Annotated in this window: 13 protein-coding genes; 6 read left to right on the forward strand and 7 right to left on the reverse strand. The window is 59.1% G+C overall.

The genetic code is table 11. The features are described 5' to 3' along the window. Window positions 1-11: 11 nt before the first annotated feature. Together J7U39_RS01905 and J7U39_RS01910 are read right to left on the reverse strand one after the other, a co-directional pair. Window positions 12-1034, reverse strand: coding sequence for a glycosyltransferase family 2 protein (locus J7U39_RS01905; RefSeq protein WP_210630007.1), 1023 nt, complete (start codon window positions 1032-1034; stop codon window positions 12-14). 106 nt (window positions 1035-1140) lie between these two features. Beyond that, a complete protein-coding gene (locus tag J7U39_RS01910; RefSeq protein WP_210630008.1) occupies window positions 1141-2052 on the reverse strand; it encodes a glycosyltransferase in 912 nt (303 codons plus the stop codon). 308 nt (window positions 2053-2360) lie between these two features. Here J7U39_RS01910 and J7U39_RS01915 point away from each other — a divergent pair, with 308 nt between their 5' ends. Beyond that, a complete protein-coding gene (locus J7U39_RS01915) occupies window positions 2361-2660 on the forward strand; it encodes a hypothetical protein (RefSeq protein ID WP_210630009.1) in 300 nt (99 codons plus the stop codon). Between the two features lie 134 nt (window positions 2661-2794). Here the strand turns inward: J7U39_RS01915 and J7U39_RS01920 are convergent, their stop codons facing one another. From J7U39_RS01920 to J7U39_RS01940, 5 genes are all read right to left on the reverse strand, one after another. Then, complete coding sequence (locus J7U39_RS01920; protein ID WP_210630010.1) at window positions 2795-4261, reverse strand: hypothetical protein; 1467 nt, start codon at window positions 4259-4261, stop codon at window positions 2795-2797. 121 nt (window positions 4262-4382) lie between these two features. Further along, entirely contained in the window at window positions 4383-5759 is a 1377-nt protein-coding gene (locus J7U39_RS01925; RefSeq protein WP_210630011.1) for a polysaccharide biosynthesis/export family protein, read from the reverse strand. Between the two features lie 4 nt (window positions 5760-5763). Further along, entirely contained in the window at window positions 5764-6783 is a 1020-nt protein-coding gene (locus tag J7U39_RS01930) for a glycosyltransferase (protein WP_210630012.1), read from the reverse strand. Next, on the reverse strand, window positions 6780-8540 hold the full coding sequence (locus J7U39_RS01935) for a cellulose synthase operon protein YhjQ/BcsQ (RefSeq protein WP_210630013.1): 1761 nt from the start codon (window positions 8538-8540) through the stop codon (window positions 6780-6782). Before J7U39_RS01935 ends, J7U39_RS01930 begins: the two co-directional genes overlap by 4 nt. 117 nt (window positions 8541-8657) lie before the next feature. Continuing rightward, complete coding sequence (locus tag J7U39_RS01940; RefSeq protein WP_210630014.1) at window positions 8658-9359, reverse strand: sugar transferase; 702 nt, start codon at window positions 9357-9359, stop codon at window positions 8658-8660. A gap of 469 nt (window positions 9360-9828) precedes the next feature. Here J7U39_RS01940 and J7U39_RS01945 point away from each other — a divergent pair, with 469 nt between their 5' ends. The 5 genes from J7U39_RS01945 to J7U39_RS01965 all read left to right on the forward strand — a co-directional run bounded on the left by J7U39_RS01945 (window position 9829) and on the right by J7U39_RS01965 (window position 15588). After that, window positions 9829-10566: a Crp/Fnr family transcriptional regulator gene (locus tag J7U39_RS01945; protein WP_210630015.1), complete on the forward strand. Its 738-nt coding sequence runs from the start codon at window positions 9829-9831 to the stop codon at window positions 10564-10566. Next, a complete protein-coding gene (locus J7U39_RS01950; RefSeq protein WP_210630016.1) occupies window positions 10566-11912 on the forward strand; it encodes a glycosyltransferase in 1347 nt (448 codons plus the stop codon). The genes J7U39_RS01945 and J7U39_RS01950 overlap by 1 nt, the downstream gene beginning before the upstream one ends. Then, window positions 11909-13153 carry a glycosyltransferase family 4 protein gene (locus tag J7U39_RS01955; RefSeq protein ID WP_210630017.1) on the forward strand — a complete coding sequence of 415 codons (1245 nt, stop codon included), beginning with the start codon at window positions 11909-11911 and terminating at the stop codon, window positions 13151-13153. Before J7U39_RS01950 ends, J7U39_RS01955 begins: the two co-directional genes overlap by 4 nt. A gap of 75 nt (window positions 13154-13228) precedes the next feature. Beyond that, entirely contained in the window at window positions 13229-14710 is a 1482-nt protein-coding gene (locus J7U39_RS01960) for an oligosaccharide flippase family protein (RefSeq protein ID WP_210630018.1), read from the forward strand. Window positions 14711-14760: 50 nt separating this feature from the next. Further along, window positions 14761-15588, forward strand: a complete 828-nt coding sequence (locus tag J7U39_RS01965; protein ID WP_210630019.1) for a glycoside hydrolase family 16 protein — start codon at window positions 14761-14763, stop codon at window positions 15586-15588. Window positions 15589-15605 lie beyond the last annotated feature (17 nt).

Raw genomic sequence — 15605 nt, forward strand, 5'->3', positions numbered from 1 at the left:
GCTGGAACCGTTCAGATTTCGCTACTGGAGATATTCTTCCAATCTTTCCAGCCTTCACCCTGAATGAGCCCGTGATCGGACAAGTCCTTCCAGTTCGTGTAAGTGCCCGTATCGTCATGGACGAAGTCAGTCATGTCCTTGCCGGAGGAGTAAACGGTGTATTCATCAGTATGCTGAGAACGATGCGCGGCATCGGAAACCTTATGCACGAAGGTCGATAGGAACTTGAAGTGGAGAAGGGCGCCGGATACGCAAAGTGCGCCGCGCATCTCGCCCAGATTCAGGGAAAGCGGCCAGACCTGGTGCGATGATTTGAGAAACAGCCGTTCACCTGTCACATAGACGAGAGGGATCTTGTTGAGCGCCGGCCCGTCCCACAGCCGATCGTGAAAATAGATGCGTCCGCGAACGCCGCCTTTGATCCATATTGTCCAGTTGCGTTCGTCGAAATGTGCGACATAGCCGGATCGGTCGAAAAGGTTGCAGACTTCGAGCGGGTTGCGGCCGGGTTCACATATGTTTTCGAGAACCGGACGCGGGCTGTACATGTCGATCATGACCGAGCGGAGGGAATGGCCGCCAGTGGCTTCCATGTAGGCGGTCAGCTGATCGATCGGGCGGGTGTCGCAATGCGGATAGACCAGGAACTCGTCTGCATCGACATAAAGGACCCATTTCTCCCGGCAGTGCCGGTTGATGACCTCGTTGATCCAGTCGTTTCCGAACCTTGCCGCCTTGTAGGAGCCATGCGCCGAAAGGAGCGAGACATCGTCGAAGCCGGACAGCAATTCGGCCGTTCCGTCCGTCGAGCCGTTGTCGATGCAGATGAAATGCTCGAAGCCGAGATCACGATAATATTGCAGGAAAAATGCCAGCCGATGGCCTTCGTCACGGATGACGCAGATGACCACGTGACGCGCCTGCCTGAGGCCGCTGCGCAACCGGTCGTAACGAACCTGCCGAGCCTTGAGCGACCGGCGCAGGCGAGCTTTTGCGTAATGCGAGATACTGGCCACGGAAACCCGATAACTCATATTCCATCCTGAACATTATCCGTTCCCGGATTCATTAGGCTTGCTTCGAGAAGCCCGACAGACGGAGCGCAGAGCAATTTCGGCTGGTGGGAACAATGTGCGGTCATCATACGGCGTAATCGCCAACCAGCAGGCTCTGGATCCGCGGGTGGGGGCCGTTCCTCTCGATCGCGTGTTCGATACGTGCCCGCATCGACCGATATTTATAGAGCATCTTCCGATCGAAGCTTACTCCGCGATAGAGCGCGTTGTAGATCGGATGGGCTTTGCGCAGATCGATATAGACTTGGCTTTCCCGATCAGTCCATGGAAAGAAGGTTCCATGCCATGGCTTCGGATGCGCCATGTAGTGGACGATCGCCAGCGACGACATGTTCACCAGATGCAGAAACTGCTTGGGAAAGTTCCAGCGGTTGGACACGAGGATGAGCGATGAACCGCAAACGTAGTTCAATGCGCCCTGATCATGTTTGCCCTCGCAAGCCCCGGGATTGCTGGCAAAAAGCTCAAGCGCTTCCTGCCCGATCCAGCCGTTGCGATGGAACTTCAGGACCCCTGCATTGAAGTAGTGGTTGTCCTTTCCAGTGTTGAGGAAGTCCTGGACTGCCGTGTAATCGCGGGCGGCGAAAAACCGGCCCTCAGGCACGGTGGCGTTTTCGAGTTTGCCGAGATCGCTGACGATCTGGGTATCGCCATCGAGATAGATGATCTGGCTGTAATGGGCAGGCAGGATCTCGCAAAGGACAAGTTTGGCCATCGTGCTGACGCTGATGCGCCCCCTAAAATGCGAAGGGTCGAGCTTGCCGAGCGAATCTTGCAGCGCGTCGGTCGCATCGACCAATTCGACTCCGCTCGCGGTGAGGAGGGCTCTCAACTCATTGAAATTGTCGAGACGTTCAGACATGAGCACGCAAACGTCGCTTGCGGGGCTTGCGAATTTGCGAGCCTGAAGCGCGGAAAGGATAGTTGGAAATGAATATTCGACATCCGTGACGTAGACGACGCATTGATTGTTCATGTCTTCACCCTTCCGGTACTCTTCAATGCGAGTGAGTGACTGCTCCCTTCAGGATAGCGGGAACAGTTGTTGATCGATCCGGCAGACCTGTCGTATGACAGGCTGGTCCGGTATATATTTCGGATCGCTGGACCGCTCGTTTGTTGAAACAGCATCCGGCCGCTGGCGGTTTTTGTGTGTTCCATTGTTGAGACGCTCATCATGAAGAATGCCGTGCCTGTCACAGGGCCCCCTTTCGACATTTTGATCCGCGGCAGGACGATGGATTCCGGAAGCCTTATCGAAATGCAGAGGGAGGGAGGATCGTCATGCTGATCACCACCTTGGTGGCGGCCGTGATTTCGATAGCTGCCGGCGCTTCGATCCGCGCCTGGGCCTTCGCGATTTTCGGAATACTTGTGGCAATCGGCTTCGGCAGTGTGGCTTTCGCCGACGGGTCTTCGCTGATCGGGGCGATCGTTTCCGGTATCGCTTTCCTGATGCTCATGGAGATCGGGTATCTGGCGGGCGTGTTCCTGTCCGGTTTTGCGCGCCGTAGCGCCAGATCGCGACAGAACAATTCCGCCGCCGATAACGTCGCAGCCACCAGCGAGCGCCAGCAGGGCTGACGGCGAAACAGGATCGGTCGCCCGTCCTTTCCACGGATGCGGCGCGGGCGATTGGCTGCGAAGCCACCCGGGCAGGCGCATGGCCGCAACGGCGTCCCGCCCTTGGCCTCGAACGAAACTCACGACTGAGGTCATCATGTTGCAAACACCGGCGCTCTCCTGAGAGATGCCGATGCCTCCGGGGCAAGTTGATTTGCGCCAGATCGGGCCACCCGATGCTGCGAGACACAGGGGGCGGCCAGACAACCGGCAGCCAAACCCGCCGTGGTGCTGAACAGCAGACCGAGATCGGTGCCGCTTCCTGAAATCGCAGCAGAGGCGATCTGTGAGATCGATGCCACAATGGCGGCATTTCCGATGGCATGCGTCTCCCGATTGCCGGAGACGTGCCGGCCGGAGGCTCTGACAAGGCTGTGCAGGAAGGCGACGAAGAGAAGCGTGCCGGTCAATCCGACGTTGGACAGCAATGCGGCGAGGAAACTTGAAGCCCGAACCGTTCCGAGGCCGGCGCCGAAAGTGGCCGTATCGACGAATGCGATCAATGCCAGCGTGTTCCAGGCGGTGCGCTCTTCGCCGGATTGCGATTGGAGTTTGTCCGACACGGTGGTGTTGACGAGGCTGGTGATGGAATTCCACGCATCGGGGACAAGGCTGAGAGCGATGATGGCGCAAGGGATCAGGAAGAGAGTTATCGCCAGGAAAGTCACGTGCGAGGTCTTGGCCGATCCTGCGATCATACGTTTGCAGCAGAACAGCACGAGCATGCAGACAACGAAAAGCCCGGCGATATAAGCGGTTGTCGATGTGCAGAGCAGGATCGTCGGGCCGATGAGAAGCGTTGCCATACCGGCCATACGGCTTCGAACACGCTCCAGCCAGAGCAGAAGCGTGAACGAAAAATAGGCCAGTGCGACCGTCCCATAAATGCTTGCTTCGGGAAAGGCGCCGACGATGCGTTTGAAGCCGCTGATCGTCTCGGCCGTATGCATGGTATAATTCGCGTTTCTGATGACATCGAGCAGATAGGACTGGCCGGTCAGGAACGTTCCGATATCAAGCAAAGCCAGAGCAAAACATGCGATGGACGCGAGGATCAACTGCTGTGCGATGAAACTCGCATATCCGAGCCTCGCAAGTCCCGCGACCACGGCAAAGCAGGCGAGGTCGCCAAGCAGATAGACAGATTGACTAAGATTGGATGAGCCTGGCGACAGGGGCGCGGCGACAGTCGACATCATGCCCGTCGCATCTCTCGCAGAGGAGTAGACGAGGGTCGCGCCTGCAAAAATGCGCGGCAGGAAAAACGACGACACGACGGAAAACAGGACGTAGGCGGCAAACCAGAAGCCGGGACCCGGATAGGCGATGCTAACCAGCGCCGCTTGCGTCTGGACCGGACGCAACAAGGTGGCGGCGACGATAAACAGGAGCAGAAGATGGCTTGGCTGAATACTGCTGCCGCCGAGCGCAGGCAATTGCAGAGCCGCCGCGGCTCCCAGCAGCGTCAACAGGCAGAGGGTTGTCACGGCAAAGCGCGCTCCTTTGACTGTGGTGATCAGGCCAAGCAGGAGAACGATGAAACCGAGCGGCTCTATCGACATGCTTCTAATCCTGAACCGGGCAAACAGCTGAAATAGCGCTTTGGCCGAATGCGGCATCGACAAGCCGATATGATGGACGAGGCGAAGGCCGCCAGCTGTCGTCGCTGATCATCATCGCCTCCTAATTCGATCCCGTCTGGGATATCCAGCTGCGGCCCGTTGGATTATCCCTGGCCACATCAGATGACGAGAGTGTCGAGCTCTGCGTCCGGGGTGAGGGCTGCAGCGGCGACGTTGACGCCTGAAGGTTGGTGTCCAAACCGACCTCGATGAGATCATGCGGCAGCAATGCGGTTTGCTCGTCGGCCACGATGTTGCTGGAGGTTCCGTCGTTATTGCGGCGCACAATCCTGTAGTTCTTCTGCGTTCTGCCAAGTCCCGGCGCGTCCGCGTTCATCTGAGCAAGCTGAGCGTCGTAGCCGGCCTGTTCGCCCAGAAGCTGGGCTACCTGGATATCGATTGCCGCCCTGCCGATCGCCAGATTGACCTGGTTGAGCAGCTCCTGGTTTTCGCTATTCTGCCTGTTGACGATATTGATCTTGGAACGGTCGGCCTCACTGAGGCCTTGGCGAGCCGTGGTCAGGGCAACTTCGAGATCGATCAGGGTACCCTGTGCATCCGCAACCCAGCGGTCGACAGACACCTGGCGGGAATTGCTGACCAATCCCTTGCTTACCAGGCTGTTGACGTTGTCCAGTTCCTTCTGGGCAAGGTCAATCTGCCGCTTTTGCGAGCTGATCTTGGCCTCGAGTGACTCGACCTGCTGGCCATAGAGGCGGGTGAGGTCATTCGCCGCTTCGATCTGGCTATCGATATCGACGCGGCGCAGCCGCATCAGGTTCAATTCCTGTGCCTTCAGCTTGTCCATATCGGGCGTTCCGACGAGTTCGGCGGGAACCTCGAAACTCTGCTCACCGGCGATTTCCGCCCGCAGCCGCGCCTGCCGCATCAGGAGGTCGCGCCGGTTGAGGACGGCGGTTCGATAGGCCCCGGCTGCCTGAATCCGGTCGCGCTCGAAAGTATTGTCTTCGCGTTCCCGCAGAAAGCCGCCAGCGATGCTGATGGCCTTCATGACCGTCATCCGCGGTTCAAAAGGATAGCGTCCCGGGGTTTGAACGGTGCCGGTCACAAAAATCGGCGCATGCTCGGCAACCTCCAGGGCGATGTATGGCTTGCCAGGAAGTGCCGCCTTTTCCGCGAGCGCGCTGGCGATGGCAGCGGCGAGTTCTTCGGTTGTTCTTCCGGCCGCCTGTACATGGCCAGCGATCGGGATCGACAAGTCGCCGGTATCGTCGATGGTGTAGACACCATCGAGAGCTTCCCAGCTGGCATAGCGGGAGTCCGCTGAACGCCATTCAACGACGCGCAGTCTTACCTTGTCTTCCGGCACGAGGGTGAATGTTTGCGCGTGGGCGACGCTCCAGCCGGCGAGGCAGCAGAAAACCAGCAGGGCGAGGGCCGCGGAGATGACGCGATCGGGCAAGAATGTGCGCTGCATTGATCTATCTCCGTTTCGTTTCGATCGACGGCGAGGGCATTGCGCGGGACGGCGGATTGCCGAATTCGAGAATGCGGGACGGTGCGGCGCGGCCGGCAAGGAGATCGGTGAGCGCCAGCAAATTGCCGCTCAAACGTCCCCATCGGTCGATCAAGCGGTCGTTGAACACTATGCCCGACGCGTTGGCCAGAATGTTGCGGCCGATCTGCGCTATCGCCCGGCCTTTCGAGATCGTGCCCTTGCGGATCAGGTAGACAGGATTGGCAACCTGCGAATATCCGAGTCTGCGGCCAGGCTGTCGCCCGGATCTGACGCCGAGATGTACTCCACGGGCGCCTTCAACGCGCACGGATCTGCCGTAGCGGGCGATGGACCTGCTGAAATCGACATCCTCAAGCCAGCCATAGAGCGGCAGTTGCTCGTCAAACGTCAGTGCGTGTTTGAGGACGGGAGCGAGGCGAACTGCCATATTGCACCCATATGCATTATAGACATCCGTCACCCGCTCGGACACTTCGCCGGCAGTGTGAAGAACCTGCAGCGCCTTCGACATGTCGAGCCCCCCAATGAGGACGCCGTCGGCCAGGACCTCACCGGTGGCAATCGCGATGGCAGGATTGGCTGCAAAGACGGCTGTCATCCGTGCCAGGAAGGTTGGGGCCGGAATGAAATCGTCGTCCAGGAAGATCAGAACATCGGTATCGGCCGCGGCCGCCCGGATAATGCTGTTGCGCTGGGAGGTGAGGCCACGGCTGCCGATAATGACTTCCACGTCGAGACGGTCGGCGAGCCCGGCGGCATCGTCGATCCCTGGTACGCAGACGATCAATCGCGGCGGCTGGTCGGGCAGGCCGGCGAGATAATCGACCGTTTCCAGCAGGATCGAAGGGCGGCCCGCCGAAGCAATTCCGACGGCGATCCGCAATGGCCGGCTCGCGCGCCGCGCCGTCGCTTCGGTGTCGCAAGAAACAGGCGCCGACCTCAAGCTGTCCTGCCTGGTCGTTTTTGCCGAATGCGCGATCATGGCTGCATGCTCCTCGGAGCGTGATTGATAATCGCGCCGAGGATCTCCGCGCCGACGTTCCGCATCGTCTCGATGACGCGCATGGCGTCGTCGATCGATGTGCGTCCGTGCGAGGCGACCACGAGAACGCCGTCCAGCTCCGGCGCGATGGCGTTGGCATCCGGTGACGCGGAGAATGCGGAAATGTCGACGAATATGGTGTCGAACTCTTTTTTCAGCTCGGCAAAGCTCAATTGCGTGCGGCGGGAACTCAGGCGAATGGCCGGTGTTACCGCATCCACCTTGCCGAGCGGCAGGAACTTCAGCGTCGGGGTGAGCGGCAGGGCCGCCGTCTGGATGAGGTCGCCGTTGTCGAGGACGTCGACGAGGCCGCTGGCACTATGAGGCGCGATCGCCCTGCTGAGCGATGATTTCTGCGCGGCCGCATCAATCAGAAGCGTCTTCGCTCCAGATACCGACGACAGCACGGCAAGTTCGCTTGCGATGGTCGATGCGCCGTTGCCGGGATCGACGGCGACCACTCCGATGACGATCCGGCGCTTGCGCCGAAGCCCGACGACTGTTGCGCTCAATTCCGTCATGCCTGGAATAACCGAATAGGCGGGTGAACTGCTGCCCGTGCCGGTGGCGAGAAAAGATGCCGGCTGGCCGTTGCGTGTCCTCTTTGATGTCGCCAGCACAGTGACGAAGGGCAGGCCACAGGTTTCGGCGATCTGATGCGGGCGGACGAGCCGGCGGTCGCTGGCATGTCTTATCATCGCGAGTGCGAAACCGGCTCCAAGGCCGATGGCCGCCGCAAAGGCGGCGATGAGCGTGCTGCGCGGTCTCGCCTTCGAAAGAGGCAGTGTGGCTCGCGAGACGATCGTGGCATCGGACATCGGATAGGTAATGCGCTGCTTTGCTTCGGTTAGCTGGTTCAAGGTGTTTTCATAGAGAGAGCGGCGCGCGTCCGTTGCGCTCTGCAACTCCGCAAGCTTGAACTGGTCGCGCGGATTGCTCGTGAAACTGGCCAAGGCGCTGGCGGCTTCCGCCAGCCCTCGCTGTTGCTCGGCTATGAATTTCGCCAGCCAGTCGCTGTATTGGCGGGCGGCGTTGGCCTTCATCGCGATATTCTTCTGGATATATTGTCCGGCGAGCGTGTCGGCGATATCGACGGCCTTCTGAGGGGTCGATGCCGCAGCCGATATCTCGATGATCGTCGAGCTTCCGATCCGGCGGATGTCCATCATGCTCAGCAGTTTGGCGGTTGCCCAGTCGTGGAGCCGCTCCTCCTCCGCCTGCGGCCGCGCTTCGCTCGCTCCCTTGCCCGCCGTATCCTGCGATGGCGTGTCCGGTTGTGAAGAAAACCCCATCAGCCAATTCTTCGCTCTGTCCTGCAGCGAAGGCGTCTGATCGACAAACTCCGGATCATGAACGAGATCAAGCGCCGCCACGGTTCCGCCGACGACATCGCTCGATCTGGCGATCTCCAGCTGTCCTTCGATGAAGGCATCTTCGGCGAAAGCCCTCTGTGCTTCAGAGCCGCTCACCTGGGGGAAGATCACAAGCTGCGTGCTGGCAACGAAAGTCGGTTCGGCGGTCAGCATGTAGCTTCCGGCGATCGCCAGGAAAGCGATGGTGGTCACGACGATCCAGTGCCAGCGCATTCTCAAAAAGAAGAGCATATCCCGTATGGTCAGCGGTGAATTCCCGCCGCCTGTGGCTGCTGCTGCCAGGGATATGGGAGAGACACCGCTGAAGATCGTGCTGGAGGTCATGTCGTCCTAATCCGGAATGGGAAATCAAGGAATAACCAGGTGATGGTAGCTTGGAGGGGACGTGGGAGCGGCGCATTTTCCGATCCCGGCACGGTTGGCTGTCTCCCCTTTGAAGGCTCAGTACGATCCGCGCTGCGAAAACAGCGCAGGAATGGTCTTGGCGATGATCAAGAAGTCTCGAGCGAGCGACCAGTTGTTGAGATAGTGGACATCGAGAGAAACCCTGTACTCGTAACTGACGTCGTTGCGCCCGCTGGTTTGCCATTGACCGGTCAGTCCCGGACGGACTGCCATATAGGCCCACATGTGTTCGCCGTAGCGCGGCAGTTCCTCGGCTGTGACCGGGCGGGGTCCGACGAGGCTCATTTCGCCACGTACGATATTGATCAGCTGGGGAAGCTCGTCGATGCTCGAGCGCCTGAGAATATCGCCGACGGCGGTGATCCTCGGATCGTTCTTCAACTTGCGCGTCGCTTCCCATTCGCTGCGGGCGGCCGGGTTGTTTTGCAGCAATTCCGCGAGCTGAGCGCTCGCATCGGGCTTCATCGTGCGAAATTTGAGGCATCCGAACGGCGCTCCGCCGAAGCCAATGCGCGTATGGGAATAGAAGACAGGGCCGCGGTCGGAGAGTTTCACGATCATCGCGACGATCAGCAGAAGCGGAGAGAGCAGGATCAGAGCGGTGATCGCGACAAGAATATCTATCGCACGCTTCGACGACCTGCTCGCTGCACGAGGCCGGGAATCGGGGGAATCGTCACCCTTCGCGGCCCGTTCGACGCGTGACCAAGCCTCAAAACTATGTGCTTCCCATGCCATCGCGGTCTCCAAAACATTGCCCGTCAACAACCGTTGAGAGCTTGCTGCGCCGCACCCAGATTGTCTGTTACCAAGGTCATAATCCTTAATTAATTCTTCATGCTAGGAAATCTCAGACAGATTTCAGAGTACAGATCCGTGTCATCAATTCTTTTAATTTGTTCTATAATCTGCTTTTGTCGGTCGTTCTGTGTGAATTCAATCATTATTTTTATATCGGAATTTCAATATCTGCTTGTTTTTAATTCAATAAGTCTTTTTTATATGCAGTTTTGTTCGATGTGGCCAATGGTACTCGTGTATTTTAGAAAGTTTGATTTTATACCGGTGGGTATTATGATTTTTTCTGAAGTAGACTTAAATTTTACGTTAGATTTGCGCGGATGTTATTTGACTAACGTAATAATCCAATATAATTGATGCAGTGCAGCATTAGTGAGAGACCATTCTAGTATCAGGAGTGAATTGCATGGACGGGATCACACATGCATCAGATCGCAGGATCGGCATCAGCAAAGGCGCGATCTCGGCCAGCGGCGGAATTCACCTCAACAGTCGCATCGTCATCGATGACGAATTCCTCTCCTGCCGCTCGAGCGTACGGCGTTTCCGTCGTGGCGAGATCATTGCCGGGGCCGGGGTCCTTGTCGATATGTTCGCGCGCGTGCATTCGGGGTTGGTCAGTGCAAGTACGATGCTGCCCGACGGCAGGGAATTCATCGTCGAAATCATTCCGAAAACAGGTCTGATCGGCGAGCTTGAAGTCTTGCGCCGGCAGACACTGAACCTCGAATACCGAGCCAGTTCCAATTGCGAGCTGCATTTCTTCGAAGGCCGGCTGCTGCGCGACATGTATGCTAGCGATTCGTGCTTCCGCGAAAAAGTCTTCTCAAGGGCCTTGGCGCGTGTCTCGGAGCTTGAAGATAGGATCATCGCCAACGCGGCGTCGACCCTTCAGGCAAGACTGGCGAGCACGTTGCTGCGGCTCTCGGCTGTTTACGGAAAAGATGCCGCAAACAGTGGCAACGAAGTGATCATCTCGCAAAACGATCTGGCCGCAACGCTGCCGGCGTCCCGCGAGAAGGTCAATCAATGCCTGCGGCGCCTGCGGGAATGCAAGATTGTCGACGGAGGGCAGGGCAAGATCCGAATACTTAACCGCAAGGCGCTCGAGGCCTGTGCGAATGGCGCGTTTTCGGCGAAGTGATGAGCCTGTCGTTTCCTGGGGCCCTCCGATCCGCCGCAAATGTCAGCCGCTTTGCCGGCCGCGGCACGACGATGATTGATCGCGTGGTCGTCATCGACGACTACTCGGTGGCCAGGGGCGGCGCGACGGGGCTGGCGGTGCTCTCGGCCAAGCTTTTTCGCGGCCTGGATATTCCCGTGACTTATATTTGTGGGGATGACGCCGCCAATGCGGAACTTGCTGCTCTCGGGGTCGCCATGGTCGGATTGAACAGCCGCGACCTGCTTAGCGCCGAGCGTGCGAAGGCTTTCGTGACCGGCATTCACAATGGTGCGGCTGCCCGCATGGTCGCGAACTGGATTGCCGCGAAGGATACGGCGAATACCGTCTATCACGTCCATGGCTGGCATCAGATCCTGTCCCCCGCGCTTTTCAGGGCACTGGCTCTGGTCGCAGGACGATGCGTGATTCACGCGCATGACTTCTTCACTGCCTGTCCCAACGGCGCCTTTTTCGATTACCAGGCGCAAGAGATCTGCCTTCGGCGTCCGCTCGGTGCCGGCTGCATTGCGACGGCTTGCGACAAGAGAAGTTATTCGCACAAATTGTGGCGGCTCGCCCGCGGCTCGAATATCCTCCGGCTGCTGAGGGCTGAGGCCGATTTCGGCCGGATCATCTTGCTGCATGAGAAGATGGCTGGGTTTCTCGTCGGCGCCGGCTATCGGGCCGAGCGGTTGACGACGATCCGCAATCCCGTCGCCCCCTTGTCGATAGGGCGTGTCGAGGCGGAGGCGAACGACGAATTTGTCTTCATCGGGCGGCTCGACGCGGAAAAGGGCGTGGAGGATGCCGTGGCCGCCACACGCAGAGCCGGCGCCAGGCTCTGCGTGATCGGGGACGGCCCGCTGATGCCGTTGGTCGCCGCTTCCGGCGATCACGTCAGGGCCGTCGGCTGGCAATCGCATGCGGAGATCGGCACCACCATCCGCAAGGCGCGCGCCCTGTTGATGCCATCGCGTTATCCCGAGCCTTTCGGCCTGGTGGCGATCGAAGCGGCCAGGAGCGGTCTGCCGGTCATCATGTCGCGCAGCGCCTTTCTCGCCGAGGAAATGGAACGAGCCGGTATGGCGTTTGCCTGCGACACGGCTGATGAAGCTGCCTTTGCCGACACATTGACGCGATTTAGCCAAATGCCGAGGCACGAAATCCGCGCCATGAGCGAGCGGGCCTTCCTGATGTCGCCAGATCTCGCCTCGACGCATGAGGAATGGCGCGACGCTCTCCTTGCCGAATATTGCAGCCTGCTTTCGACGAATGCAGTTCGCGAACTGACAGATGGTGTGGCGACACAAGGAGTATTCCGTTGACCTTTAAAGCAACAACCTCTCTTTCCGACGCAAGGGCATTTCTCGGCGACGCGCCCGTGATGGCGAAAAGACGCGTGGCCGAGGCGGGAAGCGTCAAGGAAACCAGGCAACTGCGCGTCGCCATCGTGCATTACTGGCTCGTCTCAATGCGCGGCGGCGAAAAGGTTGTTGAAGAATTGTGCCGCATGTTTCCGCAGGCTGATATTTTCACCCTCGTCTGCAACCGGGATCGCATCAGCGATTTTCTCAAGACGCGGAACATCCACACGTCCTTTCTGCAGAAGATACCCGGGGCGCAGCGGCACTACACCAAAATGCTGCCGCTGATGCCCTTCGCGCTCGAGCAATTCGATCTGCAAGACTACGATCTCGTACTGTCGAGCGAATCCGGGCCCGCCAAGGGCATCATTACACGCGCCGACGCTCTCCATGTCTGTTACTGCCATTCGCCGATGCGCTACATCTGGGATCAGTTCCACGTCTACCGCCATGGCCTGCCGTGGATGGGACGGGCCTTGATGTCGGTCACCGCGCCGATGCTGCGTGCCTGGGACGTGACGACGTCTTCTCGCGTCGACGTGTTCGTCGCCAATTCCGACTATGTCGCAAACCGCATTCGCCGCTTCTACGATCGGGATTCCATCGTCATCCACCCCCCGGTTGCCACCGATGATTTTTCGGTCGGGAAGGGGAAGGGCGAATTCTATCTCTATGCCGGCCAGCTGACGGCCTATAAGCGGCCGGATATCGCCGTTCGCGCCTGTACCGAGACCGGGCGTAAGCTCATCGTGATCGGAGAGGGAGAACAGTTGCCTCATCTGAAATCGATCGCCGGCCCGACTGTCCAATTCCTCGGCCACCAGCCGTTCAATGTTCTGCGTGATCACCTCTCGCGATGCCGTGCCCTGTTGTTTCCAGGCACGGAGGATTTCGGCATCCTGCCGGTAGAAGCCATGGCATCGGGCCGGCCGGTGCTTGCTTTCGACGCCGGCGGCGCAAGGGAAACGGTATCTTCGCCGCAGGTCGGTTTTCGCTTCGCTCAGCAAACCACTGAAGCCCTGCTGGAAACCATCGCGGCGTTCGAAGAGGTGGAGGACGATATCGATCCGCAAGCCATCCGCGCGCATTCGCTGAAGTTTTCCTCGGCGGTTTTCCGCGATCGGATGGCCGGGCTCATCGAGCAACAGCTCTCCACCCATGCCGACCGATCGGTCGACGTCTTCAATAGACGACCGGTCTGAGGACAAGACTGGAGCTGCCTATCTTGCTGCCGCGATCGAAACCGTCTCAATCTGCCGACGAGGAATAGACAGATCATGTCAAGCCTATCTCAGAGGACGGCGACGGCGAGCATCTGGACGATCAGCGGAAAATTCCTCGCGCGACTGCTGGATTTCGTCAGTCTTCTCGTCCTTGCAAGGTTGTTGAGTCCCGCGGATTTCGGATTGGTCGCCATTGCGACATCGGTTCTGGTCATCATCGAGGCGATCCTGGATCTGCCGTTGACGCAGGCCCTGATGCGTCAGCCGTCCCCTTCCGACGAGATGTTTGCGACGGCTTTCACGTTGAGCCTCCTGAGAGGGTTGGCCATCACCCTGCTGATGATGATCATTTCCTGGCCGATGGCCGTAATCTACGACGATTCCCGACTTTTTGCGCTTGTCGCGGTGCTTTCGATCGCGCCGGCCATGCGCAGCATGATCAGTCCGCGCATGGTCCTTTTCATGCAGCGTTTCGATTTCAAACGCGAATTCGCGCTCGACCTCATCACCAAGGGATCGACGCTGCTGTTCGGGGCAGGGGTGGCGGTGGCGACGGGCAGCTATTGGGGGCTCGCGGCCGGGGCGGTCGCCGGCCCGACGGCGGCGATGATCACCTCCTATGTCTTTGCGCCGATGCGGCCGAAGTTCAGCCTGTCGGAGTGGAAGCGTTTCCAGGACATGATCAGCTGGAATACCGTGTCGCAGGTGCTGAGCGCGATTAATTGGCAGCTCGACCGACTGCTTTTGCCGCGTTTTGCCGGGCTGTCGACATTTGGCGCCTTCAGCGTCGCCGACAACATCGCCGGCATTCCCTATCAGACCTTTGTCGGCCCGTTGCTGCGTCCGCTGATGGCGGCGTTCTCCACTGTCGAGGACCGTCGCAACCTGGTTGCCGCCTATTTGAAGGCAACGGGTGCAATCAGCTTCGTCGCGGCGCCCATTCTCATTGCACTTGCCTTTCTGGCCGAGCCGACGGTGCGTATCCTCGTCGGCGAGAAATGGGCATCCGCCGCACCAATTCTGCAATGGCTGTGCCTGCTGAGCCTGCTCGGTCTTCCGACGAACATAGTGCCGGCATTGGCGATGGTCATGGACAAGACCCGTTCCCTCGCCTTGCGGATGTTTGCCGAGTTCGCAGTCAGAGTCCCGGTCACCATCCTGGGTATCGTTTATTTTCAGGTGGCGGGTGCGCTTGGCGCGCGTGTTGTGGCGGTTCTCGTCGCTTATGCCGTGACGCTCATCATCACTCGGCGGTTGATCGGGGCGAGTTTTGCTGCGCAGCTGAATTCCTTTTGCAGGCCTCTGGCCGCGAGCCTGCCGATGATCGCTTTCCTGCTCTGGATGGAGCCAAATCTCGCCGCCATGCCAACCGGCTTCAGCCTGATCGTCAGCCTGGCGCTTTGCGGCGCGGCGGCGGCGACAATCTTCTGGGTCTTCGCGCTATTGCTCTGGCAGGTTCTGGGAAGGCCCGACGGCATCGAGACCATCGTCGTTCACAGGCTCGTGCCGCGACGGAGCAGAGTTGTCATTTCATGAAAAAGACCCGTGCAGCCCAACGATTGTTTTAGTGGTTTCGGAGGAGCGCAATGCGTTACGGCATATCTTCTAAGAGTTTTGGGTTGCTCGTTGTTCTCGGACTGGGGGCGTTGCCGAGCCGGCCTAGTGTCGCCCAGGAGCCGATCAACATGGACGCCTATCAGCTGACCTTCGAGGAGAATTTCGACAGCCTCGATGTCTCGGCGTGGGGAGAGAGAAGCTCCCGCTGGATCGCTCACACGCCCTGGAACGGCGACTTCGGCGACGCCCGCTTCACGGATCCGGCGCCCGATTTCCCGTTTGCGAACGATCAGGGAATCCTGAAGATCGAAGCGCGCAAGGGGGAGGATGGAACTTGGCGGTCGGGCCTGCTCTCGGCGGTCAACCCGAAAGGCGAAGGCTTCTCGCAGCAATTCGGCTATTTCGAAGCGCGGATGAAGCTGCCGCCGGGCAAGGGTGTGTGGCCGGCCTTCTGGCTCATCGGGCTCGACCGGTCAAAATACACCGCCGAGATCGACGTGCTGGAATATTATGGACGCGCGCCCTACGAGTTCAGCATGGGTTTTCATATCTGGCGCCAGGCCCATGGCGGTGAGAATTCCAATGGCGGCTATTGGAAGACCGTCCAGGACGGAATTTTGAACAGCGAGTATCATACCTACGGCGTCGATATCCAGGCCGACAAGACGACCTTTTATCTCGATCGCCAATACCTCTGGAGCTTCGATACGCCGAAGGAGTTCCACATGCCGTTCTACCCGCTGGTGAACCTGGCGCTCGGCTCGGGTTGGCCGATCGATGAAACGCCGAACCCTTCCATCCTGCTCGTCGACTATATCCACGTCTACAAGCGCAAGCCGGCCGACGCGGCGAATTGAGCGAACGACCGTTTGAC

The organism is Rhizobium sp. NLR16a, from assembly GCF_017948245.1.
GTDB lineage: Bacteria > Pseudomonadota > Alphaproteobacteria > Rhizobiales > Rhizobiaceae > Rhizobium.